Source organism: Hymenobacter negativus (assembly GCF_017571495.1).
GTDB classification, from domain to species: domain Bacteria; phylum Bacteroidota; class Bacteroidia; order Cytophagales; family Hymenobacteraceae; genus Hymenobacter; species Hymenobacter negativus.
Window position 1 is genome coordinate 65,092 of sequence record NZ_JAGETZ010000013.1, and the last position, 25,963, is coordinate 91,054.

Genomic DNA, 25,963 nt, shown 5'->3' on the forward strand with positions numbered 1-25,963 from the left:
AGCCGCGGACGAATACTGACTAAAAGGCGGTTAACGTGGAAAGGTTGCGGTGGTAAGCCTATAAATAGCAAGACCCGCCTCCCCGCTTCGCAAAGACGGTTAGCCGACGCTGGCTAGCCGCAGCTTTTCGTAGCGCCACAAGCTCACGTCGGGCCAGATTTCGGCCGTGCCCTCCAGCCAGTCGGCCAGCAACACGGCTAGTCGCGGGGCCAGCATCACGCCCTTTGAGCCGTAGCCACCGCAAAAGCTTAACGCCGGTACCACTGGGTGCGGGCCGAGCAAAGGCCGCCGGTCGCGCACGGCTGGCCGCACCCCCGCCCGCTGCCCGGTTACCACGAACGGCAGGTCAGTAATCACAGTCAGTCGGGCGGCTAGCTCTTCGCGGCCCACAGCCGTCGGCCCGTCGCTAAACGGAGGCCAGCGGTACGTAGCACCCACCCGAAACTTTGTTCCGCCCACCGGCACCACATAGGCTCCCCGATTGAGAACCTGCGTCGTGCTCAGGCCCGGGCACTCCACGTCCAGCACCTCGCCCTGGTTGGGGGTGAGGGGCAGCCACTTGAAATACGGATTACGCACAGCCGCCGCCCCTTCGCAGCAGATGACGTGGCGTGCCCGCACCTGCCCGGCATAAGTGGCGCCGGTCGGGTCGGTAACCAGCTGCGCCCAGTCAAAAGTTTCGCTGCGCAGCCAGCCCTCACGGGCGCCCTCGGCCGCCAGGGCCGCCAGCATTTCGCGCACTGCTACGTGGCCGCCGTGCTGCAGCCAAGCTCCGCCAAACGGCGCATGCACGCCCGGTAGGCCGGGGTCGGTAGTTGTGAGGCTGGCCACGAAGTCGCCCCACGGCTGTTCGGCGTTGCGGGCCAGCATGGCGTTCTGTTCCTCGAGCGAGCCAAAGAGCTTGAAAATGGGCGTTGCGGTAAAAAAAGACTGGTCGTAGCGCTGTTCCAATTTCCGGTAAAACGTAGCAGCAAAAGGCAGCAATTCGTCTGCTTCCCAGCTGAGGGCGAAGCGCTTGCCGGCCACCGGGTTCATGAGCCCGGCCGCTACATTGGAGGCCGAATTGGGTTGGCCGGGGTCGTACACTAGTACTTGGTGGCCCCGTTGGCGCAACACATATGCCAGTGTGGCGCCCGCAATGCCGTGGCCCACCACCAGAAAATCACAGTCCGTCATGGCCGGCAAGGTAAGCACAGCGCCCCCTATTACGCCAAGCGTCCTTACCTTTCCGCCTTGCTAAAATACCTTGCCTTGTTATGACTGTCGTCGGTTTCACATTCAACACATTCTCCGAAAATACCTACCTGCTGATTGATGACGCCACCCGGCAGTGCGCCATCGTAGACCCCGGCTGCTACTCGCCGGATGAGCAGCAGGTGCTACGGCAGTACATCGAAACTAATGACTTGCGCGTTTCGCTGCTGCTCAACACCCATGCCCACATCGACCACGTGCTTGGCAATCAGTTTGTGCTCGATACCTGGCCCGGCACGCCGTTTCTGCTGCATCGCCTCGATTTGCCCACGCTCCGCTCCGTACCTACCTACGCCGCAAACTATGGCTTTCCGCAATACCACCCCGCCGAGCCTACCGGCGAGCTGGTAGCCGGCCAGCCCGTGCACATTGGCGAGACCGAGCTGGAAGTACGCTTCACGCCCGGCCATGCGCCCGGCCACGTAGTGTTCTACCATGCGCCGACGGCTACCGTTATTGGCGGCGACGTGCTGTTTCAGCGCAGTATCGGCCGCACCGATTTGCCAGGTGGCAACCATGCCACGCTCCTGCACAGCATCGAGCACGAGCTGATGACCTTGCCGGATGCGACCACCGTGTACCCCGGCCACGGCCCCGCCACCACTATAGGGGAGGAGCGGCACAGCAACCCGTTTTTAAATTAAGCTTTTGCAGAAGAGCTCCGCTGAATATGCCAATCAGGTATAAGCTGTGCTATCAGGCAAGTAATCAATCATCTTTGTAGAAGCGCGAGCAAGCTGCTCCGCACTGCATGCCCCGTTACGTTTAATTATTTTGAAAAAACACCTGCCCAACGCGGTTACCTGCATCAACCTCCTGTTTGGTTGCCTAGCGCTGACTGCCATCTTCAACGGCCAGTTGGCATTAGGAGCCTATTTTGTAGGCGCCGCCGCTGTGGCCGACTTTTTCGACGGCCTGCTGGCGCGGGCCCTGCGCGTGTCCTCCGCCATTGGCAAAGACCTGGATTCGTTGGCCGACATGGTGTCGTTCGGTGTGGTGCCGGGCGCTATTCTATTTCAACTTCTCCTTAAGTCGCTGACTGCACCAGAACCTGGATTACACACGCTGGCTGGCTGGGGAAGCTACTTGCCTTATTTAGGCTTTATTGTCAGCGTATTCTCGGCGCTACGGCTGGCCAAGTTCAACAACGATACCCGGCAGACTACTTCCTTCATTGGCTTGCCTACGCCAGCTTGCACGCTGGTGGTAGCCTCGTTGCCCCTCATCTTGTTGAGCGACCAGTTTGGCATCACTTCCATCATCTTAAATCCTTTGGTGCTGCTGGGCCTCACGGTGCTGCTCTCAGGCTTGCTGGTGGCCGAATTGCCGCTGTTTGCGCTCAAGTTTAAGAACCTGCGCTGGGCCGATAACCGGCGCCGTTTTCTCTTTGTGCTACTGGCGGCAGGATTATTGCTAGCACTGCATGCTACCGCCGTACCGCTCGTGGTACTCATCTACGTGTTGATGTCGGTGCCAAAAACCGCGGCGCGATAAAATAGATTTGGGGTGGCAGCTACAATAAATAGATTATTTGGTTGTTAAGAAGCTACTGCCGGGTGAACCTGCCGCCCGGCGGCGCTGTTGCCGGGCCACACAGGTGGCGAGACAATGCTGGCGGCGGGTGATAAGACACAATTTGCGTATGCGTCCTTTTTTTCTCTTTGTTGCGTTCGCGGGCTTATTATTGGGGGCAGCTCGGCCGGTACAAGCCCAGCCCGACGGGCCCACCATCCACCGCGACCTTAAGTGGGGCAGTTATGGCGAGGTGGTCTATCCCAACGGCCGCAAGCAAAAAGTGCCCGTCACTGCTGATGCTAGCACTCTTTTCAACGACCAGGTAGGTTGGATATCTCAGCGCTTATCGGGCGCTGCGGCCCAAGGACAGTTCACCAGCCTAAAATATGAGGTCTTTCCAGCGGCCGATGCCCGGCTGTACGATGCCAGCAAGCTGCCCGCCGACCCCGAGCCTCAACTGATAACCGGTATTGAGGCCAAGCGACCGGTGACGTTTTTGCGCCTACGCCCCGTGCGCCGCAACCCCCAGACCGGCCAGCCCGAACGGCTGATGTCCTTTGACTACAGCTACGAGCCCAGTTCTGGCACTGCCGCGCGTGGCACAGCTTCCACCCGTTTCTATGCTTCCCAATCGGTACTGAACCAAGGCAGCTGGTATAAGATGGGTGTGGCCGAAAGCGGTATCTACAAACTCGACAAGACAACTTTAAGCAGCATGGGCGTCAGCCTGCAAGGCTTGAACCCCAATAACCTGCACGTCTTCGGCAACTCAATGGGGATTCTGCCCCAGCCCAATGCTACCAAGCGCCCCGATGATTTGGTGGAAAACAATATCATGTTTGTAGGGAATGCAGATAGCAATTTCGACGACAACGAATACTTTCTTTTTTACTCGCCTGGTGCGCATACCTGGGAAGCGCTAGGTGGCGTATTCCGTCACCGCAACAATATCTACACTGATACCACCTATTACTTTGTGAAGGTGGATGCCGCCGCCGGCCGACGGGTAACCACGACCGCGCCGCTGACTGCCAACAGCGCTACGGCCAATGTCAGCACGTTTACCTACCGTGACTTCCACGAGTACGACTTGGTAAACCTGCTAACCTCGGGCCGCAACTGGGCTGGTGAAGGGTTCCGCAACAATGGGCAATTGGAAATAGGCTTCGGTACTATTCCTGATTTGGTGTCAGGGAGCCAGGTAAAGGTGGTGGCCTCGGTACTGGCCAGTGCCAGTACAAGCAGCAGTTATCAATTTACACTAAACGGTGCCCCTTTGGGTAGCATCGTATTCCAAAATGGTCTAATCGCACAAGCGTATTATCCCATTGCTAAGACTGAAACGAGCACATTATCTGCCACTTTGGGCTCAGGTACCGACTTGCGGGTAGGCATGACGCTGAACAGCGGTGACCCTGGGGCGACAGGCTATCTTGACTATCTAGAGGTCAACGCCGAGCGTCAGCTCCGACTGGCTGCTTCCCAACTGGAATTCCGCTCGCTGGCTAATATCGCGCCGGGAGCCCGCAAGCAGTTTACATTCACTGGTCTGCCGGTCGGTGCTGTGGTGTGGGACGTAACCGACCCGCGTCGCCCGATGGGCCGCTCAATTGTCAATAGCAGCTTTATCGATACTTCCGACACATTGCGGGAGTATGTGGCCTTTCAGCCTACCGGCTCATTCAAGACGCCACGCGCCTTCACGAAAACGGCGCTGCCTAATCAGAACCTCCACAGTTTAAATAGCAGTTCCAGCGCGTTGCTCGACCTGATTATTGTGACCTATCCGGCATTCAAGGCGCAGGCACAGCGGCTAGCTGACTACCGCACCCGTCACGACAATTTGCGTACGAAAGTGGTGACTACAACGGAGGTATACAATGAATACGGTTCGGGTGGACAGGATGTAACGGCTATCCGCGACTTTATGAAACAGCTGTACGACCGCGACAATCGGACACCTTCTCACCGAAATCTATCGCTGCTGCTGTTCGGAGATGCCTCATTCGATTATAAATCTGACCCTTATAATGACGCATCAGCTGAGCCGACATGGTGGCGCAACCGGGTGCCGTTCAAAAGCGACGCCAACTTTGATGCGGCTAACCAGAACTATGTGCCCACGTATGAGTCGCGCGAGTCGCTGGCAGCTTTCTATCAGGGAGCTTCTTACTCATCAGATGATTACTATGCTCTACTCGACGATACGGAGGGTGAGTGGGTGGAAGGTGGCCTCAATGAGTTGATGGATATTGCAGTGGGGCGTCTGCCAGTGCGTACTCCTAAGGGCAGTCCTGGCGATGCTACTCAGGCTCAGCAGATTGTAGATAAGATTATCAGTTACGATGCGACAACATCATTTGGCAAATGGCGCAATCGTATCACTCTTATGGCTGACGATGGCGATGCCAATTTGTTCATTAATAATAGCCCCACAGCACTGGGTTCTGATGCGTTAGCAACTATTATTGGAAACGATGCGCCAGTGTACAATCTTCATAAAGTGTACTTGGACCTCTACCCCCAGATTTCGGTAGCGGCAGGGCAGCGCTCACCCGATGCCAACCGGGCAATCGACCAATCCATCGAGCAAGGCTCACTTATTGTGAATTACCTCGGGCACGGTGGTCCCAAAGGATTGGCTGATGAGCAAATTGTGACCAATGCCTCGGTAATGGCACTACGCAACCCCAATAATCTAACGTTTCTCACGACCGGCACCTGCGATTTCAGTACATACGATAATCCTGACTTTGTATCGGCTGGCGAGCAGGTGCTCACTGATAATACAACGGGTGGTGCAGTGGGTCTTTTCACTACAACCCGCGTGGTAGAAGCCACCAGCAATGCAGGGTTGGTTAAAGCCTATTTCAATCGGGTGTTGCATCCAATTAACGGCATTATGCCTTCTATCGGATACGTGGTAATGCTGAGTAAGAATGATTACTTAGCTGGCGGCATCAACAATCGAAACTATTCCCTGCTAGCTGACCCCAGCATGACGCTAGCTTACTCGAAGCAAACGGTGATACTGGATAGCATCCGGCAGCGCAACCCTGCTAATACTGGTTGGGATACGACCAGCACTTTCAAGGCACTGGCTCGCATTCGCCTGCATGGCCGCGTGCTGAATGGTGGGGCTTTGAACACCAGCTTTACCGGCCGGGCTCAGGTCACGATTTATGACAAGCCCACTACAGTTCGTACACTTGGCAATGAACCCGTAGATGCTGTGCAGGATGTAACTATTCAGGAAAGCGTGATATACGGCGGGCAGGCTAACGTTGTGAATGGGGAGTTCTTCCTGACTTTTGTAGTGCCCAAAGACATCAACTACAAGCGGGGGATGGGCAAAATCAGTCTCTATGCTTCCGATGCTAGTCACGTCGTTGATGCGAATGGCTACCAGCTGAAAGCGGTGGGCGGAGCAATGGGCGGGGCGCTTGCTGATAGCCTTCCACCGCGCATCAACCTATTCATGGATAACCGGTCGTTCGTGTTCGGCGGTCTCACGGCCCAGAACTCAACCCTGCTGGCCGACCTCAGCGACGAAAGCGGTATCAATACGACGGGTGCAGGCATTGGTCACGACATCACGGCGACTCTCGATAACGACCCCAATAAGGTGTTGGTGCTTAACGAGAGCTATGTGTCGAACGTGGGCGACTTCACGTCAGGCAGCGTTAATAACTTATTTAAAGACTTGGCCCTCGGTCCGCACATGCTGCGTCTGAAAGCCTGGGACACCTACAACAATTCGGCTGAGAAGGAAATTGAGTTCATGGTGGCCCACGATGAAAAGCTGGCTCTCGACCATGTGCTGAACTACCCCAATCCATTTGCCAACTCTACTACGTTTCTCTTCGACCACAACCAGGCCGACGGTGTACCCGATAACCTCGACGTGCAGGTTCAGATTTTCACTGTAGCCGGCCACTTGGTGCGTACCCTCAACGCCACTGTTTCCACTACCGACTCGCACCAGAAGAGCATCACCTGGAATGGCCGCGACGAATACGACGACCAACTGGCTCGCGGCGTATACGTGTACCGCTTGAGCGTGCGCTCGCAGCGCAACAATACGGTGGCATCGAAATACGAAAAACTCGTCATCCTTAATTAATCCGCGTTTATTTGCGCCTCGGCCGCGCATGGCCGTTTTTTTCTCCCTTATGCAGCTTTCCAATTCCCGTTCGCGCCTGGCGCTGACTGCCGGCCTGCTGGCCACGGCCGCTACGGCCCAGGCCCAGCTTGTGCAACACACCATCACTACGGCGGTGCCTATTCTGACGCTTAGTCCTGATGCGCGGGCGTCGGCGCTGGGAGAAGCCGGAGTAGCTACATCACCTGATGCCAATTCTGCCTATTTCAATCCGGGTAAGCTTGGGTTTGTGCCGTATAAGTATTCGGTAGCTGCCTCATACTCGCCTTGGTTACGCAACATCACCGACGACATGAGCCTGTCGTACCTCTCGGGCTATGGCAAGGTGGGCCAGCGCTCAGCCTTTGGTGCTTCGCTGATGTACTTCGACCTGGGTACCATCGATTATCGCAATGGCAATAACCTGCCCCAAGGCTCCTTCAACCCCAAGGAGTACGCTATAACAGTTTCTTATGGTCTGCAGTTAACTGACAACTTCGGGGTCGGTGTCTCAGCACGCTATATCCGCTCCAACCTGGTGGGCACTGTGAACGGCAATGACGCCAAGCCGGGCAATGCTGCTGCTGTTGATTTAGGGGCTTACTATTCTAAGGATTTAACCATTGGAACCGGGCTGTACAATCTGGCCCTGGGAGGCTCGATTAGCAATATCGGCAACAAGATTACCTACAACGAAGTTGAGAGCCCGAGCTTCCTACCTACTACCCTGAAGCTGGGTACGGCTATCACGCGTGAGATTGACCAGTACAACAAAATCTCGCTGGTGTTTGACGCTACCAAGCTGCTGGTGCCCTCGCCCTACTATGAGGACCCCTACAACCCTGCCGACCCCATTCAGAAAGCGCGGGTAGACGCCACAAATGACAGTCGCAACAGACAGGGCATCGTGAGTGGCATATTTAACTCGTTTAGCGACGCGCCCGGCGGTTTTAAAGAGGAGTTGCGTGAGATTAATCTCTCTACCGGTCTGGAATACAACTACAACGACCTGCTATATGCCCGGGGCGGCTATTTCTACGAGGCAGCCGATAAAGGCGGACGTCAGTACGTGAGCCTGGGCCTGGGCGTGCGCTACCAGGTGTTTGGCATCGATGGTACTTACCTGGTGCCTACCGGCGACAACTCGCAGGCCAACCCACTGGCCCAAACCATTCGGGTGTCACTGCACTTCAATTTTAACAAATTGTCGGAGGCCTTTGATGATAACGGTGCCGGCGGCACCAGCGGCGAAACTCCCTCAAACTAACGCCTCCTTTTTTAGTTGCACCACAGCTCCCCTTCTCGGTTGAGGAGGGGAGCTTGCTATTACCGCTTATGCTTACTGCTTCTTCCATGCTCGACCGTACCATTGCCCCACCCGTGCAGCCGCTGGCCCGAGTGGAACTGCCCGCTGCCGATGTGCAGGTGCTGCCCGGCGGCGCCCGCCTCCATACACTGGCCAACGATGCCCAGCCCGTAGTGCGCCTGCAAGTGGTGTTCCGGGCCGGCAAAATAGCCGAGTCCCAGCCAGGGCTGGCTTCCCTCACGGCTCGCATGCTGCTGGAAGGCACTACCACCCGCACTGCCCGCCAGATTGCCGACGAAGTAGCTTTCTACGGTGCTTCGCTGGAATGCGACGCTGGCTTCGACCGCTCCACGCTTACGCTGTATTGCCTTACCCGCCACTTGCCCACGCTGCTGCCGCTGGTGCTTGATGTACTAACTAATCCTGCCTTCCCGGCGGCCGAGTTGGAGCAGCTAAAAACCCGTACCATTCAAAACGTACGCGTAGAGCGCAAAAAGACCAGCTATTTAGCCTCCGAGCGCTTCAATGAGCTAACCTTCGGGGTCGATACGTCCTACGGCCGAGCCTTCGATAGCGCCGCCTACCAAGCCCTGACGGTTGAAGAAGCGCAGGCTTTCCACCAGACTGCCTACGCATTCAGCAACGCTGAGATTTTCCTCTGCGGAGATGTTGCTGCTGAGCAGGAACTGGTAGCAGCAGCTTTTAGAAATGACACAATGACCGCGCCTGCACTCAATACTGTTGTGCCAGTAGCTGAAGCCGCGCCAACCGCCACCCCCGACCGTGTGGCCGTGGCCGGCAGCTTGCAGGCTTCTATTCGGATGGGGCGGCGCTGGCCCAGCCCTAAGCACCCCGATACTCACCGCCTCAAGCTGCTGGTGAGCGTGTTGGGTGGTTATTTTGGCTCGCGGCTAATGCGTAATATCCGGGAAGACAAGGGCCTGACGTATGGCATTTACGCCAGCGTAGCTCCGCGTGAGTTCGGTACCTCGCTTGTTATCGGCACCGATGTGAAGGGCGAAAGCGCCGGCTTCGCGGTGAGCGAGATTGAAGGAGAGCTTCGCCAACTGCAGGAAGAACTGATTCCAGCTGAAGAGCTGGAAACGGTGAAGAACTACATCCTGGGCAAATTTGCTAATGAGCTATCCACTGTTTTTGAGCAGTGCGATAAATATAAAAACATCATTTTTCTGGACCTGCCAGCTGATTATTACACCCAATTTGTGCAGCAAACTGAATCGGTCAGTGCTGAGACATTACGTGAGTTGGCGCGGGAATACCTCACGCCGGCCGATATGCAAATTGTCATTGCCGGGCCAGCAGGGGAGTAGTATTACAGCTTGTTTGAATTGAGGCTGCCATGCTGAGCAGCGCGAAGGACCTCGTCACGTTGAAACAAATCGTTCCAACGTGACGAGGTCCTTCGCGCTGCTCAGCATGGCAGTTGCTTTATCGTTAGCCGCCTACCGGGGCCTGAATAGCCGGCGGTGTAGCATTATACTCAGCCGTGGCAGTGCGATGCTCGGCCGTTTTCTTACCCTTGTCGTCCTTCATGTCCTTGCGGCTGAAAGGCCGGATGATGAGCCGCAAGGCTTGGTCGGTGCTGAAGTAACTGAAGGCCCAGTCCACAAATGCTACCACTTTGTTGCGGAAGCCTACCAGCGTCATCAGGTGCACAAACAGCCACGTCAACCATCCAAAAAAGCCGTTGAAGTGGACGTTCTTTGGTAGGTCCACTACAGCTTTGTTGCGGCTCACAATGGCCATTGAGCCCTTGTTGTTATACACGAAGTCGCGGGGAGTTTCGCCACGCAGCAGTCGTTGGAGGTTGTTGGCGAGATGGTCAGCGTGCTGTTGAGCCACCGGCGCCAGCATGGGCAGCCCCTTGGGCATGTCGTCGGTTACCATGTTGGCCACGTCGCCGATGGCGAAAATGTTAGACTGGCCCTGCACCAAGTTCCAGCTATTCACCGTGATGCGCTTGTTGCGGGTGACGGCTTCGGCGGGTAGGCCGGGCACTTCGGCACCGTTCACGCCGGCAGCCCACACCAGGTTTTCAGTTGGAATAAACTCGGTATCGGAGAAATAAGCTTTGCCGTCCTCGTAGCGCTTGATGGACGTATTGAGTTTCACCATTACCCCCAACTCATCCATATAGCGTTTGGCATCGGCTTGTGAAGCCGGCGACATTGGCCCAAGTAGGGCCGGACCGGCTTCAACCAGAAAAATCTGCATGGCTTGCAGGTCGAGTTCCGGGTAGTCTTTGGGCAGCACGTGCTTGCGCATTTCGGCCAGTGAGCCGCTGATTTCTACCCCGGTGGGGCCTCCACCTACTACCACTATATTCAGCAAGGCCTGCTTTTCAACCGGGTCGCTGGTAAGCAGGGCTTTTTCGAAATTCTGGAAAATGAAGCTGCGCAGATTCAGGGCATTGGGAATGCTCTTGATTTGCATCGCATTACGCTCGATGCTTTCCAAACCGAAGAAGTTGGTGAGCGAGCCGGTGGCCAGTACCAGGTAATCGTATTTGATATCGCCTACACTGGTTGTCAGCATATTGGTGGCAGGGTCTACGCGCTGCACGTCGGCCATGCGGTAGAAAAAGTTGGTCTGGCCCGCGAAAATCTTCCGAATCGGGTACGCAATGCTGTCTGCCTCCAGGGCTCCGGTGGCTACCTGGTAGAGCAGCGGCTGGAAGTTATGATAATTGTTGCGGTCGACGACGACCACTTGCACAGGTGCATGGCGCAGGGCTTTTGCCAAACGCAGGCCACCAAAACCACAGCCGACAATGACAACACGGGGCTTATCCGAAACGGGAAGGTTGGTATCCATAGGGACCACAGATTGAGTTGATTTCAACTGATTAAACAGATTTCTGTGGTTTCGGGTTGGCTATTTGCTCGAATTACTTGTGTTTGTGGTTGAGCTAATTAGGCCGATTTATCAGTCGCTTCGGCACCAGGCTGGCAGCACCGAGGCGGGCATAAAAAAGGTCGGCTCTTCGCGGGCCGACCTTTTCCTGGTAGCTGGCTAAGCCGCTAAGCCTGTGCTTAGTAATCGTCGTCGCTGGCCTTCTTTTTGAACTCGCCTTTCTTCACCTGCTGAATCAGCTGCAGCCAGCTGAAGGGGTTGAGCAGGGGGTTGTTGGAGTATTGGTTGGGGGCAATGCCCATCTTGCGGTCGTAGTCGTACTGCTGGGTACTCATGGTTTGCCGGAAGTTGGCCACGGCGCCCATCGGCTGCGTCCGGAAAATCTTGTTCATGAGTTCCTGGTTCAGGTTGTCGGCTGCCGCGCTGCCGCGCTCGGTGGGCAGGCGCAGGGCCAGGAAGGCTTTTTTGAAGTCGCGCTCAGTAGTGTAGGGGAACACGCGTACTTCAGGTAGTACCGTGGCATCTTCCTTCAACTGGATGATGACGGAGTAGCTCAGGCGCTGGAAATCCTTGGGGATGACGATGGTTTGGTTGGCGTAGCCCAGCGAGCGAATCACGATGCTGTCGCCGGCCAGCACGGCCATTGAGAAGTAGCCGTAGGCGTTAGAGGTGGTGCCGCGGCCGGCCTTGGGCACGTAGATGGTGGCGCCCGGCACGCCCAGCAGGCTGTCGCCGGTGGCGACAATGCCCGTGAACTGGACAATTTTGCGCTTGCCCTGGGCGTGTGCGGCCGGTGACGCCAGCAACAGCCCGCCTAGCATAGCCAGCGCGAAAAACAGAGGAAAGCAACGAAGGCGCAAAGAATCAGGCATGTTCAAGGGGCAGGAAGACAAATATACGGCGCCGGGTTCGGGGCCGATGGTAACTTTGGACGGAAAGTAGGACGGGCAAACTTCCATTCCCAGACAGCAGATGCGCTTGAAACATTTCACGGTTGCTTTTGGGCAGCAACTTTTTAAATCATTGGGTGATGAAAGCCGGGTTCGCATCCTGCATTTGCTGCTGCGCAATCGGGAAATGGTGGTAGCTGACCTGGAGCAAGTGCTGGACTTTACCCAGACCAAAACCAGCCGGCAATTATCGTACTTGAAGAATGCAGGTTTGGTGAACGTGCGCCGGCTCGACAACTGGATGTACTACTCGCTTAAGGAAGAGACGGCCGAATTGCTCCAGCAGTTGCTGGGCTTTATGGAGAAAGACCCACAGCTGCTGCACGACCAGCAGATTTACCAAACCCTGTGGTCGAACCGCGAGCTGGCCGCGTATAAGCTGCAAAACCGCCACTGGCACGGACCAGTGTAGGGGTTTGTTAGGTTAATAAATAATGTCGACTATGCTTAGCATGACGTTCAGTTTCATATTCCGCATCACATGAGTGAAGTTCGCCGCCTGTTTGTGTGCACCAACCAGAAATCTGGGGTAGGCGAGGACGTGGCCAAAGCCCTGAAAAAAGAGTTGAAGATTCAGGGGTTGAAAAAGCTGCTCACTGGAGGCGAGAAGCAGCGCGTACGGGTGCAAACCTGCAACTGCCTTGACTTGTGTAAGCAGTGTAAGAAAGGGGCTGGCGCGGCGCTCATTGTATATCCGGAGGGCACCGCTTATGGCAACGTGCGGCCTGGCGATGCTACTGAAATAGTAGCCGAGCACCTTGGACGTGGCCACGTAATAAAGCGCCTGCGCATCGACCATTAAGTCAGTGCACGCAAGCATTCACAACCTGAGAAACACCATTTGCCTGCCGTTGGCTGTCCGTATTCCAACCGTAAAGCGATGCAATCCGTTGATAGGATAATTCATCTGCTTTTCACCCCACCGCTCCATGCGCTTTTCTCTTGCAGCCCTGCTTCTGACCGGGCTGGCCTTCACTGCCGCCGCTACGCCGGTTGCCCCTCCCGATTCCGCTTCCACTACTCCCGGCGCTGGCCTTGCGCCATTGTCGACCCGAATGCCAGCCCGTGGGCCGCAGTCCTTCGGTCAGATTGGTAAGAACAAAACGCTGACGCTACTGCCCATCCCGGTGCTGTTTTACCAGGCCGAAACTGGGCTGGGCTATGGCTTAGGCGGCTTGTTGAGCGGCCGTTTTTCGGCTGATACCCTCACCCGACCGTCCAACGCCCGCGTCCAGTACTGGACTACCACCGAAGGACAGTCGCTTATTCAGCTAGTGCACACGGTGTACACGCCGGGCGAAAAGTTCTACCTCAACGGTGAAATCAGCGCCTACGACATTCTGCTGTACTACTATGGCAAGGGCGCAAAATCTGCCAGCGCCAACGAGTCAGAAACAGAGTACAAGCTGTTCATTATTAACCAGCGGCTGCAGAAGCAGATTGCGCCAAAGCTGTTTTTTGGCGCCCAATACCGCTACACCAAAATCACGGGTGTGAGCAGCCCCGCTACCAATACCGACAACAACGCCACCAGCGTGTTCTATACCGACCCGCGCATGACGGAGCGCGAGCGGCAGAATACCCAGATTTCCGGCCTCGGCCCAGTTATCACGTATGATACCCGCGACGTGCCGCTGGCGGCTTTCCACGGCAACCTGCTAGACTTTGGAGCCACTTTCAATGGTACGGGCCTGGGCTCCGACTACCGCTTTGTGCGCTACCAACTCGATGCCCGTCACTTCCAACCCATTGGGTCCAACAACACCATTCTGGCAGCGCAGTTTCTTGGGCAGTTCCACACCGGCGATGTGCCGTTTCGCGAGCTGGCCGGCATCGGCGCTAACTTAGGCGGCACACTCTACAATAACGCCAACCTATTGCGTGGCATCTACGAGCAGCGTTTCCGCGACAGGCAGATGATTATGTTTCAGGCCGAGCTTCGCCAGAAGCTGTTCCCCAACTCCGACAACGAATGGCTGAGGCGGTTTGATGGCGCCATCTTTGGCGGTGTGGGCAACGTGAATCAGTACATCGATAAATTCAACATCGGTGACACCAAGTATGCCGGTGGCGCGGGTATCCGCTTCAACTTTATCCGGCGCGACCGGGTGAATCTGCGCCTCGATTACGCGGGCGGTACCGGCAGTGCGCCGGGCATTCTGTTTGCCATAGGCGAAGCTTTCTAGCCTTCGGCTAGGTAAACCAATCTGACCCAGCAACGCACTGCATGGAATTGGGGCCGGCAGCTAGCGTACCCAGATACGAGTAACTCTGATAGTAGAAGCTCCTCCGGAAACGGAGGAGCTTTTTTGTGTACAGGTTGGTCTGGAGAAACCCGGCAGAAAGGCTGTGTATGGAGTAGAATCAAAGCAGGATTTTTCAGGAATATATTACTAGTAGTTCTGCAAACGATTCCGGTGATTCAGATTGAAGGAAAAAACTTGCTGTTATTTCTCTAAAAACCACTTGTTTTTTATCCGCTAGCAGAATTGGAAGACGGATGCGAAAGCAGCGTGCAAAAGGCCTTGTCACGTTACGTATGGCGTGTGCCGTAAGTGTATATGAGGGTAGCAGCTATGCGGCTATGCTGTGGCTAAGTGGTTTTTAGGGCTTGCGTTTCAAAAAACCAGGTGGGTATATTTGGTCAGTTCCGCTCTCCGCTTTGAACCCTTTTTGAGGGTTTTGCGCGCCGGTTTCCGGCATTCGAAGCGGCTGACCAGACTGCAGCTGGTCACCGTTTGGTAGCGCCTGCAACAGGGATGATGCCGCGGAAGAGCGCATCTGTCCGTTCATACCAACCTCACTAAAACCCACCTTCGATGAACAAGCTTTTTACCACGCTTTGGCGTGCCTTGGCCGTATTGGCCTTGTGCAGCCCGACGGCCGCCCGGGCCCAAACTTACCAGCAGGTCTGGGCCGATGAATTCACCAACGGCATCAGTTCCAGCTGGGTATTTGAAAACGGCGGCGGCGGCTGGGGCAACAACGAGAAGCAGTATTACCAGCCGGCCAACGCCACGGTGGTGAACGGTGAGCTCCAGATTACGGCCCGCAAGCAGAGCGTGGGCGGCCTGCCCTACACGTCGTCGCGGCTGAAAACCCAGGGCCTGCGGCAGTTTACCTACGGCAAAGTGGAAGCCCGTATCAAGCTGCCGTTGGGGCAGGGGCTGTGGCCTGCATTCTGGATGCTGGGCAGCAACATTAACACGGTGGGCTGGCCCTCTTGCGGTGAAATCGACATCATGGAGCAGGTAAATGCCGACAGCCGCACCTACGGCACCGTGCATTGGGACAACAACGGCCATGCCCAATACGGTGGCAACACGGCTATTTCGGCCAATACCTACCACGTTTACAGCATTGAATGGACGCCGACTTACATCCGCTGGTTTGTGGACGGCAACAAGTTCCATGAAATCAACATTACCAACGGCACCGGCGGTACTGAGGAGTTTCAGAAGCCGTTTTTCCTGCTGCTGAATATGGCCGTGGCCGGCGACTGGCCCGGCCAGACCGTGGACGAAAGCAAGCTGCCCGCCACCATGTCGGTCGACTACGTGCGCGTGTACCAGCTCACTAACACCCCGCCCGCTTCCTCCTCCGTCACACTGCAGGCCGAAGCTGCTAACGTAAACAACGGCATGACTGTAGAAGCCTGCTCGGATACGGGTGGCGGCCAGGACATGGGCTACATCGACGCTGGCGACTACCTGGTCTGGAACGCCATCAATTTCCCCACCACCGGCACCTATAACATCGAGTACCGTGTGGCCAGTGGCGCTAATGGCGGCACTATCTCTTCGGATTTGAATGCGGGTTCCATTCAGTTGGGCAGCACGGCCATCCCGGCCACCGGCGGCTGGCAGAACTGGACCACCGTCTCAAAAACCGTCACGGTAAATGCTGGTACTTACAACTTTGGCGTATATGCCCAGACCGGCGGCTACAACCTCAACTGGGTCCGCATTACCAAAGTCGGGGCCCGCTCGGCCTTGGCTACCTCGGCCGCAGCTGACGGTAAACCGACCATGAGCGTCTACCCGAACCCCGTCGTCGACCGGCTGACGCTGGAGGCCAAGCCGGAGTTTCTGGGTGGCGAGGTCTGCATCCGGAGTGTGGAAGGCCGTGAGGTGTGGCGGGGCACCTACCGCGGCGAAACCGTGGACGTCTCGGCCCTCAAAGCAGGTCTGTACACCCTGACAATAGCGGCCAAAGACCAGCCTACGGTGGTGAGCCGCTTCAGCAAGCAATAACGTGAAAAGAGGAGCGGGCGCAGCCTGCTCCTCTTTTTTTAGCTTCAACCATTTTCACTCCTTTCCCTTCCAAAACGCATGAAAACATTTTATTCAGCTGGGTTGAGCGCGGCCCTGCTACTCGGGGGCCTAAACAGTGTGCAAGCCCAAAGCCAGCGGCTATCCGGCCCTGGTGGCTATGCCCTGGGCACGGCGCAGGCGTTGGTGCAACAGCTCGAAAACCAAGTAGCTACCGGTGCCGCCCGGCGCACTACACCTACCGTAACGCTGCGTGTAGCGGCTAGTCAGGCGTTTACCGGCCAGGTCAATTACCGTGAAGATTTAACCAAAACGGGCGAGTATGTAGTGGGCGAAATCCAGGGCGTGCCCGGGTCTTCGTTCCTGCTTCGCATCGAAGACAAAACGGTGGAAGGCAACATTATCCTGCGCAAAACCCGGCAGGCCTACCGCTACTCGGCCGATGGCCAGGGCAACGTTTCCGTGCAGCCCGTGGACATTGATAAGGTGGTGTGCGTGGACTACAACAAGCCGGTGGGCTACCAGAGTCCGGTGCAGGCCACCAACGGTGCTGCCCGTGCTGCTGTGGTGTCGCTCCAGAGCTTTCCCGGCGCCCGCGGCTGCGTAATGCTCGACTGCGACGGATATAGCTTACCCGCCGGCACCGGTTGGAACAACGGCAATGCCTACAATGCAGCCTCGCCAAACATGACCGATGCCAATGTGCAGGCCATGTGGGAGTTGGTAAGCGAGGATTTTCGCCCGTTCAGCATCAACGTGACCACCGATGAGAACGTATTCAATACCTACCCCAAAAACATGCGCATGCGTTGCGTGATATCACCGGGTAGCGGCAGTACCATTGCGCCGGGTGCCGGCGGGGTAGCCTATGTCACGTCCTTCAAAACCAACGATGACACGCCTTGCTGGGTGTTCATGTCAGACCCGAAATCGGGTGGGGAGGCGGCTTCGCACGAAGTGGGCCATACGCTGGGCCTGAGCCACGACGGCCGCATCAGCCCCAACGAGGGCTATTACACCGGCCAGGATAATGCCGGTGCCTGGGCACCCATCATGGGGGCGGGCTACTACAAACCCGTTACGCACTGGAGCCGGGGTGAGTATAATTCGGCTAATAATCAGCAAGATGACTTAGCTATTATGTCGGGGACGACCTACAACGTGGGTTACCGCAACGACGACCACAGCAATAGTACTGCCGGTGCTACCGCGCTGGGCCGCAACGGTACCAGCCTGTCGGGTGGCGGCATTATTGAGCGCACTTCCGACCAGGATTATTTCACCTTCAGCACCGGCGGCGGGACCGTAAGCCTGAACGTAAACACCGTGAGCCGCTACGGCGACCTCGACATTGTGGCGCGCCTTTTCAATAGCAGCGGCGGGCAAATTGGCACCTACGATACTGCGGGTGGTGGCAACCTCAACGTCTCGTTCAGCGTGAGCCTGGGCGCGGGCACCTACTACCTCCAGATTGACGGCACCAGTTCCGGCAATCCGGCCACGGATGGCTATTCTGATTACGGCTCGTTGGGTACGTTCAATATTTCGGGCACTGCGCCCGCACCGTCTAGTGGCGTGGCCACCGTGTATAAGGACTGCAACTACGCCGGCACGGCCGTAGGCCTGCCCGTGGGCGACTACAATCTGGCAGCGCTACAGGCTCGGGGCATTCTCAACGACGACATCTCCTCACTAACTGTGAACGGTGGCTACCAAGTGGTTGTGTATGAGAACGACAACTTTACTGGAAACACGCTTACCGTTACGGCCAGCAATAGCTGCTTAGTGAACAATCCGCTCGGGACAGGCAATTGGAACGACAAAGCCACTTCACTGCGGGTGCAAACGGCCTCGGCCGCTTTCAGCCAGCAGCTGGAAGCTGAAGCAGCCAACGTGAACAACGGTATGACGGTGGAAGCCTGCTCGGATACGGGCGGCGGGCAGGACATGGGCTTCGTCGATGCCGGCGACTACCTGGTCTGGAACGCCATCAGTTTCCCCACCACCGGCACCTATACCATCGAGTACCGCGTAGCCAGCGAGTCCAGCGGCGGCACCATTTCGGCGGATTTGAACGCGGGCGCCATTCAGCTGGGCAATACGAACATCCCGGCCACTGGCGGCTGGCAGACCTGGACCACCGTCTCGAAAACCGTTACGGTAAATGCCGGGACTTACAACTTCGGCATCTACGCTCAGACCAGCGGCTACAACCTCAACTGGGTCCGCATCACCAAGCAGGGCGCTGCCCGTGTGGCTTCCGCAGCCGAAGCAGCTGATGCGGCGCCTGTTGCCAGCGCCATCGAACTCTACCCAAACCCCGTTGTGGACCAGTTGCTGCTGCGCTCGGCACAAGAGTTGTCGGGCAGTCCGTTTCAGATTATAGACCACTGGGGCCGGACCGTAGCTAATGGCACCGTCAGCTCCAATGGTGTAAATGTTTCGGCGCTGAAACCTGGCATCTACACCATTCGGGTAACTACCGAAGGCAACATCCAGACCATGAAACGCTTCATTAAATAATGGCCGAGTAAGGCCAAAATTGCCCAGGTGGCCCAGCTTATTTTTCAGGAGTTGAAAGTCAGTGAAATACTGATTTTAGCCCTTGAATAGTAAGCTGGGCCTTATCCTTTAGGCCAGAGCGGCGTAAACTGGGCCGTGAACCACGCTACTCCCGCCCGTTTCCTGGCCGCCCACGAGGCCACCGATACCACCCTGATTTCTCCATCCGCTTCGGCATTGACGGAATCACCAAGCCGGGGCCGTTATGCCTCGTTGTTGCATCAGCAGCTGCCACCACCGCGCCCCGAGCTGCTGGTCAGCGTCATCATCCCGGCCAAGAATGAGGTGTCCGCGCTACCAGCTACGCTGGCTGCCCTGGCTGCTCAAACCACTTTAGCTGGCCGGCTGCTGCTCAGTAGCAGTTTCGAGGTCATTGTTCTCGCCAACAATTGCACCGACTACACCGCCGCCGTGGTGCGCCAGCAGGCCCAGCGGTTTCCGCAGCTTGTGCTACACGTAGCCGAATTGTGCCTGCCTGCCGCCAAAGCCCATGTGGGCCGGGCGCGCCGCCTGCTCATGGACGAAGCCTGCGCCCGATTGGAGCGGGTGGGCCGCCCCGCTGGCATCATCGCCAGCACCGATGCCGACACCTGCGTAGCGCCGACCTGGCTAGCGGCCATCCAAGCCGAAATTCTGGCCGGAGCTGATGCCGTGGGTGGCCGTATCCTCACCGAAATGACGGGTCGTGCCTTGCAGCCCCTGCGCCGCATTCAAGCGCGTGACGCCGCCTACCGCCAGCTCTGCGCCCGCCTCGAAGACCTTATTGACCCCACGCCTATTGACCCCTGGCCGCGGCACCATCAGCATTTCGGGGCCAGCCTGGCCCTCACGGCCCGAGCCTACCGTCAGGTGGGTGGCCTGCCCGAAGTTCGTTTTTTGGAAGATGAAGCCTTGTGCCAGGCCCTGATACGCCACGATTTGGGTTTGCGCCACAGTCCGGAAGTGCAGGTGCTCACCTCTGCCCGCCGCGATGGCCGGGTGGAAGTAGGCCTCTCGTGGCAGCTGCGCGAGTGGCTGCACATGAGCCAGCAGCAGCGCGAGCCGCAAGTCGCCAATCCCAGCCAGTTGGCAGCAGTCTGGCAACTGCGCCGACAGCTGCGCGCTTACTGGGCCAGCCAGTCAGAGCTTCAATCCAACCTGCTGGCTGCCCAGTTGGAGCTGCCCGCCGGGGTGCTGCTGGCCCGTATGCGCCGGGCCACTACGTTTGGAAGGCTGTGGGATTGGCTGGTGAAAAAAGGTCATGTCCCAGCGGTTAGCATCATGCCTTTATCACTGGCCCTGCGGGAATTGCCGGAACTCATTAAACAGTACGAAAAGCAGGGCAGGCCGAAAGAAGTAGCCATTGGCCTGTCAGCTAGCGCTTTTCCAGCAAGTCGAGCCGATAGGTGGCGTGCCGTTGCGTAGCGAGGTGCCGCAGGGGACCATCAGCAGCAGCTTTGGCTAGGAAAAACTCGTGCACTTCGTCGCCGGTCAGGGGGTAATCATGGACTGGCGGCGTCCAGTGCACCAGCAATAACTGGCCGTCAGGCGTCAGGCTGTTCAAGATTTGTTCGGTAGCACGGGCCAGGTCAATTGGCGACCAGTAATACCCCACTTCAGAAACCAGCACCAAATCGAACTGCTGGGCCGGAAATTCTTCTGGCACACGCAGTAGCTTGATGTCTACCTGGGGCAGTTCCGCGCATCGGGCCCGCGCCTGCGCCAGTGCGGCTTCGCTTACATCCACCGCTAGCAAGTGGTCGCACCGTGGTGCCAGTTGCGCCGTGAGCACGCCGAGCGAGCAGCCAATCTCGAATGCTTGGGCGTAGTGCGGCCGTGGCAATGCTGCCAACGTAGCCGCGTATTTTTCCCGCTCGTAGGGGCTGGTTTCAAAATCCCACGGGTCGCGGTTGGCCTGATAAACGTGGTCAAAATATTCCGGCGGGAGGGAGTTGGGCTGGTTCTCGTTCATAAATCAGCGGCTTCAAAAAAGACTTCATACGGCCCAGCGAAGTGCGCGAGCATTTCTTCTGACAACAGAAAGCCGCTCGGGTCATCGGTGAAAACGCCGGGCGCCACCTGCGAGCGGTGCGCCGCAATGGCCCGTTGCTTCTGTGCCGCTACGGCACTTACATCCACGCGGAATCCACGCACACCATCCGTTGGTGTGGGCAAGTCTGCGGGGGCGGCCCGTTCCCAAGCCCATACCACATACTCCAGGCGGCGCGGTGGCTGCGTCATTTCTAGTAAAGCTGCCGCTACCAGCTGGCTGGTCGCGCGATGGTCGGGGTGAGGGTCGCGCCGCCAGGGCACCAGCACGGTAGCTGCCTGATGCCGTTCCAGAAACCGACGAAGCTGAGCCACCGCTTCCAGAAAGCCGGGCTCCTGGGCCTGGCCGGGTACCCGGCCATCGGGAAGGCCTAATAGCAGCGGCTCGGTTTGGTCGGCACCAAGAATAGTGAGCGCATGCCGGAACTCACCCGTTCGCACCGCCTGCCGTGCCGGCGTTGAAAAAAGCACAGATTTGGGGTGTGACATGCTCCCGTCGCTCACCAAAACTGCCGCCACTGGCTGGCCTACCTGGTGGAGCAGCGCCAGCAGCCCGCCGCACCCCAGCGCCTCATCATCGGGGTGGGGGGCAATGACGACGGTAGCGCCCAAAGCTGCGGCAAAGATGGATGGCCGCAGTGGGTAATCGGCAAAAGGCAGGGTTGTGTCAGGCAAAGTAGAAAGGGGCAAAAGTTAGAAATTCTTGCCGTCGAGTACGAAGCGGCCCACGTCGGCCAGGGCGCCGTCGGGTGCCGGCTGACGCAGGTAGTGGGTCAGGTCGCGGTGCAGGCGCTCGAAGGGTAGGGGCTGGAGCAAGCCGCGGGCCCCCACGCAACGTTCGGCTAGCTGGAGCATATCGAGGCATATTTTTTCGATTGCCGTACGCATCATGTTGGTGTAAGCTACGGTAGCTTCGGCTCCTTCGGTAGTACCAGCGCCGACACGAGCGGCGTGTTCGGCAGCACCACGCACCCACTGCCGGCCACTTTCCAGCATGATGGCCATTTCGCCCAGCCGCTGGCGCTGGTAGGGGTCATCGGTGCGGCCGAGGGAGCGCAGAAAGTGGCGGGTTTCCTCAAAAACGGCTTCAGCACCACCTAGCTGCACAGCTGCAAACCGGATGGCCCCACCACTAAACGCTGGTTGCTGATAGTACGCGTTGGGGGAGCCAATAAGGTCTTCGGGCCCAATTTCCAGTCCCGTCAAATCGGCTCGGAAGCTGGCCGTAGCCCGCATTCCCAACGGCCGCCAGAAGGAACGGTCCAGTACCGGTGGCTGCGCATCGGCTGGCAGTACAAACAGCTGCCACCCCCGGCCTTCAGGCAGTGCCCCGGTGATAAGCGGCCGCGCCAGATGCCCCGCGCCGGAAGCAAAGGTTTTGGCCCCGCGCAGGCGATAGCGGCCATTTGGTAGGGCTTCCAGGTGCACGCCATCGGTTGGATTTTCCGTGTTCCAAACACCAAATAGCAGCCCGGCCCGGGCATCGGCCGCGTAGCGTGCTGCCTGGTCCGCGCTACCCAACTGCTGGATGAGCAGCAGCGCATTCAGGTGTCCCTCAAACACACGGCCCACCGACAAATTGCCACGCCCGATGTGCTGCAAAACCCGCAGCAGCGGCAGCGTAGCGGCTGGCGTATCAAGGCCAGCGCCACCCAGCCCGGCCGGCAGGGTAGCGGTGAGTAGCCCTGCCTCGTGCAGCCAATCAAATTCCTGGGTCGGAAAGCCGCTCTCCACATCCGTTTCACCTGCTTCTGCGAACAGGCGTGGAGCTAGTTGAGCTGCGGCTGCTTCTGCCTGCGCAGGGGTAGTGGGCACAATTTGCAGCGGCACTGCATGGTTGGGCTCGGCGTGGACTGGGCTGGTTTCAGGCGAATGGAGCAGGGGCAGGAAATCAGCCGACATACCGGAATTGGGAAAGGTGCAGGGGGAGCTAGCTATACTTCAGAAGGCGGTTCAGTGTTCATTTTTATTGATTTGCTGCCGGTTTTGGGTAGAATAAAAATTCAACCATGTTTCTATTGGGACCTCGCCAAACAGCAGGCGTACCTTTGCGGCGGCAATAGTGCTTCGTTTTTTCCTGCAAAAACTCAACTTTTATGTCGTCTCGTCCCATTCGTGCTGCGTTGCTCTCCGTGTATCATAAAGACCGTCTCGCGCCGTTGGTGCAGGTATTGCGGCAGCACGGCGTGACGCTGTACTCCACCGGCGGCACCCAGAAATTTCTGGAAGATGAAGGCGCCGAAGTAACCGCCGTAGAAGACCTGACGGGCTTCCCCGAAGTGTTTGGTGGCCGCGTGAAAACCCTGCACCCCAAGGTGTTCGGTGGGATTCTGCACCGCCGCCACGACGTGGCTGACCTGGCCGAGGCCGAGTACCACGCCATTCCACCCATCGACCTGGTAGTGGTCGACTTGTATCCTTTTGAAGAAACTGTCGCCAGCGGTGCTGAAGAGGCCGACGTCATCGAGAAAATAGACATTGGTGGCATCTCCCTGCTGCGCGCCGCTGCCAAAAACTACCGCGACGTGTTGGTGGTAAGCAGCCGCGACCAGTACGCCGCCGTGACCGAGCTACTGACCGCCAAAAACGGCGGCACCGATATCGAAGACCGCCGCTACTACGCAGCCGCTGCCTTCGCTACCACCTCGCACTACGATACCGAAATTTTCAAGTACATGAGCCAGGGCACGGCCGTGGATGGTGGCGTCCTGCGCGTCAGTGCTCAGCCCGCCACACCACTGCGCTACGGCGAGAACCCCCATCAGGCCGGTACCTTCTACGGCGACCTCACGGCACTGTTCGACCAGCTCCATGGCAAGCAGCTGAGCTACAATAACCTGGTAGACGTGGACGCCGCCGTGGCCCTCATGGCCGAGTTCACCGACGGCGCGCCCGCCTGCGCTATCCTCAAGCACACCAATGCCTGCGGCGTAGCCCAGGCCAGCACCCTGCGCGACGCCTACGTGAATGCCCTGAGCTGCGACCCAACCTCTGCCTTTGGAGGCGTCATCGTTGTGAACAAGGAAGTTGACGCGGCTACGGCGGCCGAGCTGAATCAACTGTTCTTCGAAGTGCTGATTGCGCCCGGCTTTGCTGCCGATGCGCTGCCTGTGCTCCAGAGCAAGAAAAACCGGATTCTGCTACTGCAAAAGCCAGTGGCGTTTCCGAAGAAGCAAATCAAAACCCTGCTCAACGGCATCATCGAGCAGGATGCCGACCGCCAGACCGAAACGGCCACTGATTTCCGCACCGTCACCCAATCGGCTCCTACTGCCGAGGAGACGGAGGCCCTCGTATTCGCCGCCAAAATCTGCAAGCACACCAAGAGTAACACCATCGTGCTGGCCCGTGCCGGCCAGCTTCTGGCCTCCGGCGTTGGCCAGACCAGCCGCGTTGATGCCCTGCGCCAGGCCATTGAGAAGGCTGGCAGCTTCGGCTTCGACCTGCACGGTGCCGTAATGGCATCTGATGCTTTCTTCCCCTTCCCCGACTGCGTGGAAATTGCTGGTGCCGCCGGCATCCGCGCCGTGGTACAGCCCGGCGGCTCCATCAAAGACGGCGACAGCATCAAAGCCTGTGACGACCTGGGCATGGCAATGGTGCTGACGGGGGTGCGGCACTTCAAGCACTAAGCATTCCTTCAGTATAACAAGAGGTTATCTCGTCATCAATAACCTTAACTACCTCAAGTTGCAGACTAGCTACTTAGCAGCGGCTGGTTTGTAGAAATGAGTGGCTAAGGAAAAAGGCCGCTTAGCGGTGACAGAGCAACTTGGGATAATTAAAAATACCCAAGCCCCGGTGCTGTACAGTGCCGGGGCTTGTTGCGTTAGAAAGGATATGGTTTTAATAAGGACGGATTGCTTCGGCTTTATCCCGCAATGACACGCCGGTATTTCCACAAATGCCATAACTCCGTGCACAAAGCCCGCACAAACCTTCCGTACCTTTGCGCATTATTCTGCCCGGCCCTAAAACCGGGCTCCGCCTTATCGCCGCTAACTCAATGGGTTTCTTTAATTTCCTGACCAGCGACATTGCCATCGACCTGGGCACGGCCAATACGCTCATCATTCACAACGACAAAATCGTGGTGGATGAGCCGAGCATTATCGCCAAAGACCGTACCACCAATAAAGTCATCGCCGTGGGCCGCCAGGCTCAGCAGATGCATGAAAAGACGCACGACAACATCCGTACCATCCGCCCACTGAAGGACGGGGTAATTGCCGATTTCCACGCCGCTGAGGAAATGATTAAGGGCATGATTAAGATGATTGACACGCGCAATCGCCTGTTTCAGCCCTCACACCGCATGGTCATCTGCATTCCGTCGGGCATTACCGAAGTGGAGAAACGTGCTGTGCGGGATTCCGCCGAGCACGCCGGAGCCAAGGAAGTCTGGATGATTCAGGAGCCCATGGCTGCCGCCATCGGCATCGGCATTGATGTGGAGCAGCCTGTGGGCTCAATGATTATCGATATCGGAGGTGGCACGACGGAAATTGCCGTTATCGCCCTATCGGGCATTGTGTGCGACCAGTCGATTAAAACCGCCGGCGACGTTTTCAACCAAGACATCCTCGACTACATGCGCCGGCAGCACAACCTGCTCATCGGCGAGCGCTCGGCTGAGCGTATCAAGATTGAAGTAGGCGCCGCTCTCACCGAGCTCGACGTGCCGCCGCCCGACCATGAAGTGCGCGGACGCGACCTGATGACGGGCATTCCGAAGGTTATCAAAGTGACTTTCTCCGAAATCGCCATTGCACTCGATAAGTCGGTGGCCAAAATTGAGGAAGCCGTACTGAAAGCCCTCGAAATCTCCCCGCCCGAGCTGTCGGCCGACATTTACGAAAACGGCATTCATCTCACCGGCGGCGGTGCGCTGCTACGCGGCCTCGACAAGCGCTTGGCTGCTAAAACCAAACTGCCCATTCACATTGCCGAAGACCCGTTGCGCGCCGTAGTGCGTGGTACCGGCAAGGCCATTAAAGACATCCAAGCATTTAAAGGCGTGCTGCTGACTTAATTACAGAACGAAACACCAGCGCGTCATGCT

Annotated in this window: 19 protein-coding genes; 13 read left to right on the forward strand and 6 right to left on the reverse strand. The window is 57.5% G+C overall.

All coding sequences use genetic code 11. The features are described from left to right. Positions 1-99 precede the first annotated feature (99 nt). Positions 100-1,176, reverse strand: coding sequence for an NAD(P)/FAD-dependent oxidoreductase (locus J4E00_RS22345; protein WP_208177503.1), 1,077 nt, complete (start codon positions 1,174-1,176; stop codon positions 100-102). Positions 1,177-1,256: 80 nt separating this feature from the next. Here J4E00_RS22345 and J4E00_RS22350 point away from each other — a divergent pair, with 80 nt between their 5' ends. The 5 genes from J4E00_RS22350 (at position 1,257) to J4E00_RS22370 (ending at position 9,547) form a co-directional block, all read left to right on the forward strand. Next, positions 1,257-1,898 carry an MBL fold metallo-hydrolase gene (locus J4E00_RS22350; RefSeq protein WP_208177504.1) on the forward strand — a complete coding sequence of 214 codons (642 nt, stop codon included), beginning with the start codon at positions 1,257-1,259 and terminating at the stop codon, positions 1,896-1,898. 130 nt (positions 1,899-2,028) lie between these two features. Then, entirely contained in the window at positions 2,029-2,748 is a 720-nt protein-coding gene (locus J4E00_RS22355) for a CDP-alcohol phosphatidyltransferase family protein (RefSeq protein ID WP_208177505.1), read from the forward strand. Positions 2,749-2,896: 148 nt separating this feature from the next. Continuing rightward, a complete protein-coding gene (porU, locus tag J4E00_RS22360) occupies positions 2,897-6,892 on the forward strand; it encodes a type IX secretion system sortase PorU (RefSeq protein WP_208177506.1) in 3,996 nt (1,331 codons plus the stop codon). A 49-nt stretch (positions 6,893-6,941) separates the two neighbouring features. Next, on the forward strand, positions 6,942-8,177 hold the full coding sequence (porV, locus tag J4E00_RS22365; RefSeq protein ID WP_208177507.1) for a type IX secretion system outer membrane channel protein PorV: 1,236 nt from the start codon (positions 6,942-6,944) through the stop codon (positions 8,175-8,177). Positions 8,178-8,245: 68 nt separating this feature from the next. After that, entirely contained in the window at positions 8,246-9,547 is a 1,302-nt protein-coding gene (locus J4E00_RS22370; RefSeq protein WP_208177508.1) for a M16 family metallopeptidase, read from the forward strand. A 124-nt stretch (positions 9,548-9,671) separates the two neighbouring features. On the opposite strand, the gene J4E00_RS22375 is transcribed toward J4E00_RS22370, so the two are convergent. After that, positions 9,672-11,051 carry an NAD(P)/FAD-dependent oxidoreductase gene (locus J4E00_RS22375; protein ID WP_208177509.1) on the reverse strand — a complete coding sequence of 460 codons (1,380 nt, stop codon included), beginning with the start codon at positions 11,049-11,051 and terminating at the stop codon, positions 9,672-9,674. A gap of 218 nt (positions 11,052-11,269) precedes the next feature. After that, entirely contained in the window at positions 11,270-11,962 is a 693-nt protein-coding gene (locus tag J4E00_RS22380) for a carboxypeptidase-like regulatory domain-containing protein (protein ID WP_208177510.1), read from the reverse strand. A 100-nt stretch (positions 11,963-12,062) separates the two neighbouring features. Here J4E00_RS22380 and J4E00_RS22385 point away from each other — a divergent pair, with 100 nt between their 5' ends. The 6 genes from J4E00_RS22385 (at position 12,063) to J4E00_RS22410 (ending at position 20,277) form a co-directional block, all read left to right on the forward strand. Continuing rightward, a complete protein-coding gene (locus J4E00_RS22385) occupies positions 12,063-12,452 on the forward strand; it encodes an ArsR/SmtB family transcription factor (protein WP_208177511.1) in 390 nt (129 codons plus the stop codon). Between the two features lie 69 nt (positions 12,453-12,521). Further along, positions 12,522-12,842, forward strand: a complete 321-nt coding sequence (locus tag J4E00_RS22390) for a (2Fe-2S) ferredoxin domain-containing protein (RefSeq protein ID WP_208177512.1) — start codon at positions 12,522-12,524, stop codon at positions 12,840-12,842. A 127-nt stretch (positions 12,843-12,969) separates the two neighbouring features. Next, entirely contained in the window at positions 12,970-14,226 is a 1,257-nt protein-coding gene (locus J4E00_RS22395) for a BamA/TamA family outer membrane protein (RefSeq protein WP_208177513.1), read from the forward strand. 633 nt (positions 14,227-14,859) lie between these two features. Then, complete coding sequence (locus tag J4E00_RS22400; RefSeq protein ID WP_208177514.1) at positions 14,860-16,293, forward strand: carbohydrate-binding protein; 1,434 nt, start codon at positions 14,860-14,862, stop codon at positions 16,291-16,293. A gap of 78 nt (positions 16,294-16,371) precedes the next feature. Next, complete coding sequence (locus J4E00_RS22405; protein ID WP_208177515.1) at positions 16,372-18,834, forward strand: carbohydrate-binding protein; 2,463 nt, start codon at positions 16,372-16,374, stop codon at positions 18,832-18,834. A gap of 135 nt (positions 18,835-18,969) precedes the next feature. Beyond that, the gene (locus tag J4E00_RS22410) at positions 18,970-20,277 is read left to right on the forward strand and encodes a glycosyltransferase (RefSeq protein WP_208177516.1); all 1,308 of its coding nucleotides are present in this window, start codon (positions 18,970-18,972) and stop codon (positions 20,275-20,277) included. Here the strand turns inward: J4E00_RS22410 and J4E00_RS22415 are convergent. The 3 genes from J4E00_RS22415 to J4E00_RS22425 are packed head-to-tail and all read right to left on the reverse strand — an operon-like array spanning position 20,228 to position 22,803. Next, positions 20,228-20,824, reverse strand: coding sequence for a class I SAM-dependent DNA methyltransferase (locus J4E00_RS22415; RefSeq protein ID WP_208177517.1), 597 nt, complete (start codon positions 20,822-20,824; stop codon positions 20,228-20,230). The genes J4E00_RS22410 and J4E00_RS22415 overlap by 50 nt on opposite strands. After that, entirely contained in the window at positions 20,821-21,576 is a 756-nt protein-coding gene (locus tag J4E00_RS22420) for a PIG-L deacetylase family protein (RefSeq protein WP_208177518.1), read from the reverse strand. Before J4E00_RS22420 ends, J4E00_RS22415 begins: the two co-directional genes overlap by 4 nt. 18 nt (positions 21,577-21,594) lie before the next feature. After that, positions 21,595-22,803, reverse strand: coding sequence for an acyl-CoA dehydrogenase family protein (locus tag J4E00_RS22425; RefSeq protein ID WP_208177519.1), 1,209 nt, complete (start codon positions 22,801-22,803; stop codon positions 21,595-21,597). 194 nt (positions 22,804-22,997) lie between these two features. On the opposite strand from J4E00_RS22425, the gene purH reads away from it, so the two are divergent. Then, positions 22,998-24,533: a bifunctional phosphoribosylaminoimidazolecarboxamide formyltransferase/IMP cyclohydrolase gene (purH, locus tag J4E00_RS22430; RefSeq protein WP_208177520.1), complete on the forward strand. Its 1,536-nt coding sequence runs from the start codon at positions 22,998-23,000 to the stop codon at positions 24,531-24,533. Between the two features lie 374 nt (positions 24,534-24,907). Next, the gene (locus J4E00_RS22435; RefSeq protein ID WP_208177625.1) at positions 24,908-25,933 is read left to right on the forward strand and encodes a rod shape-determining protein; all 1,026 of its coding nucleotides are present in this window, start codon (positions 24,908-24,910) and stop codon (positions 25,931-25,933) included. The last annotated feature ends 30 nt before the right edge of the window (positions 25,934-25,963 follow it).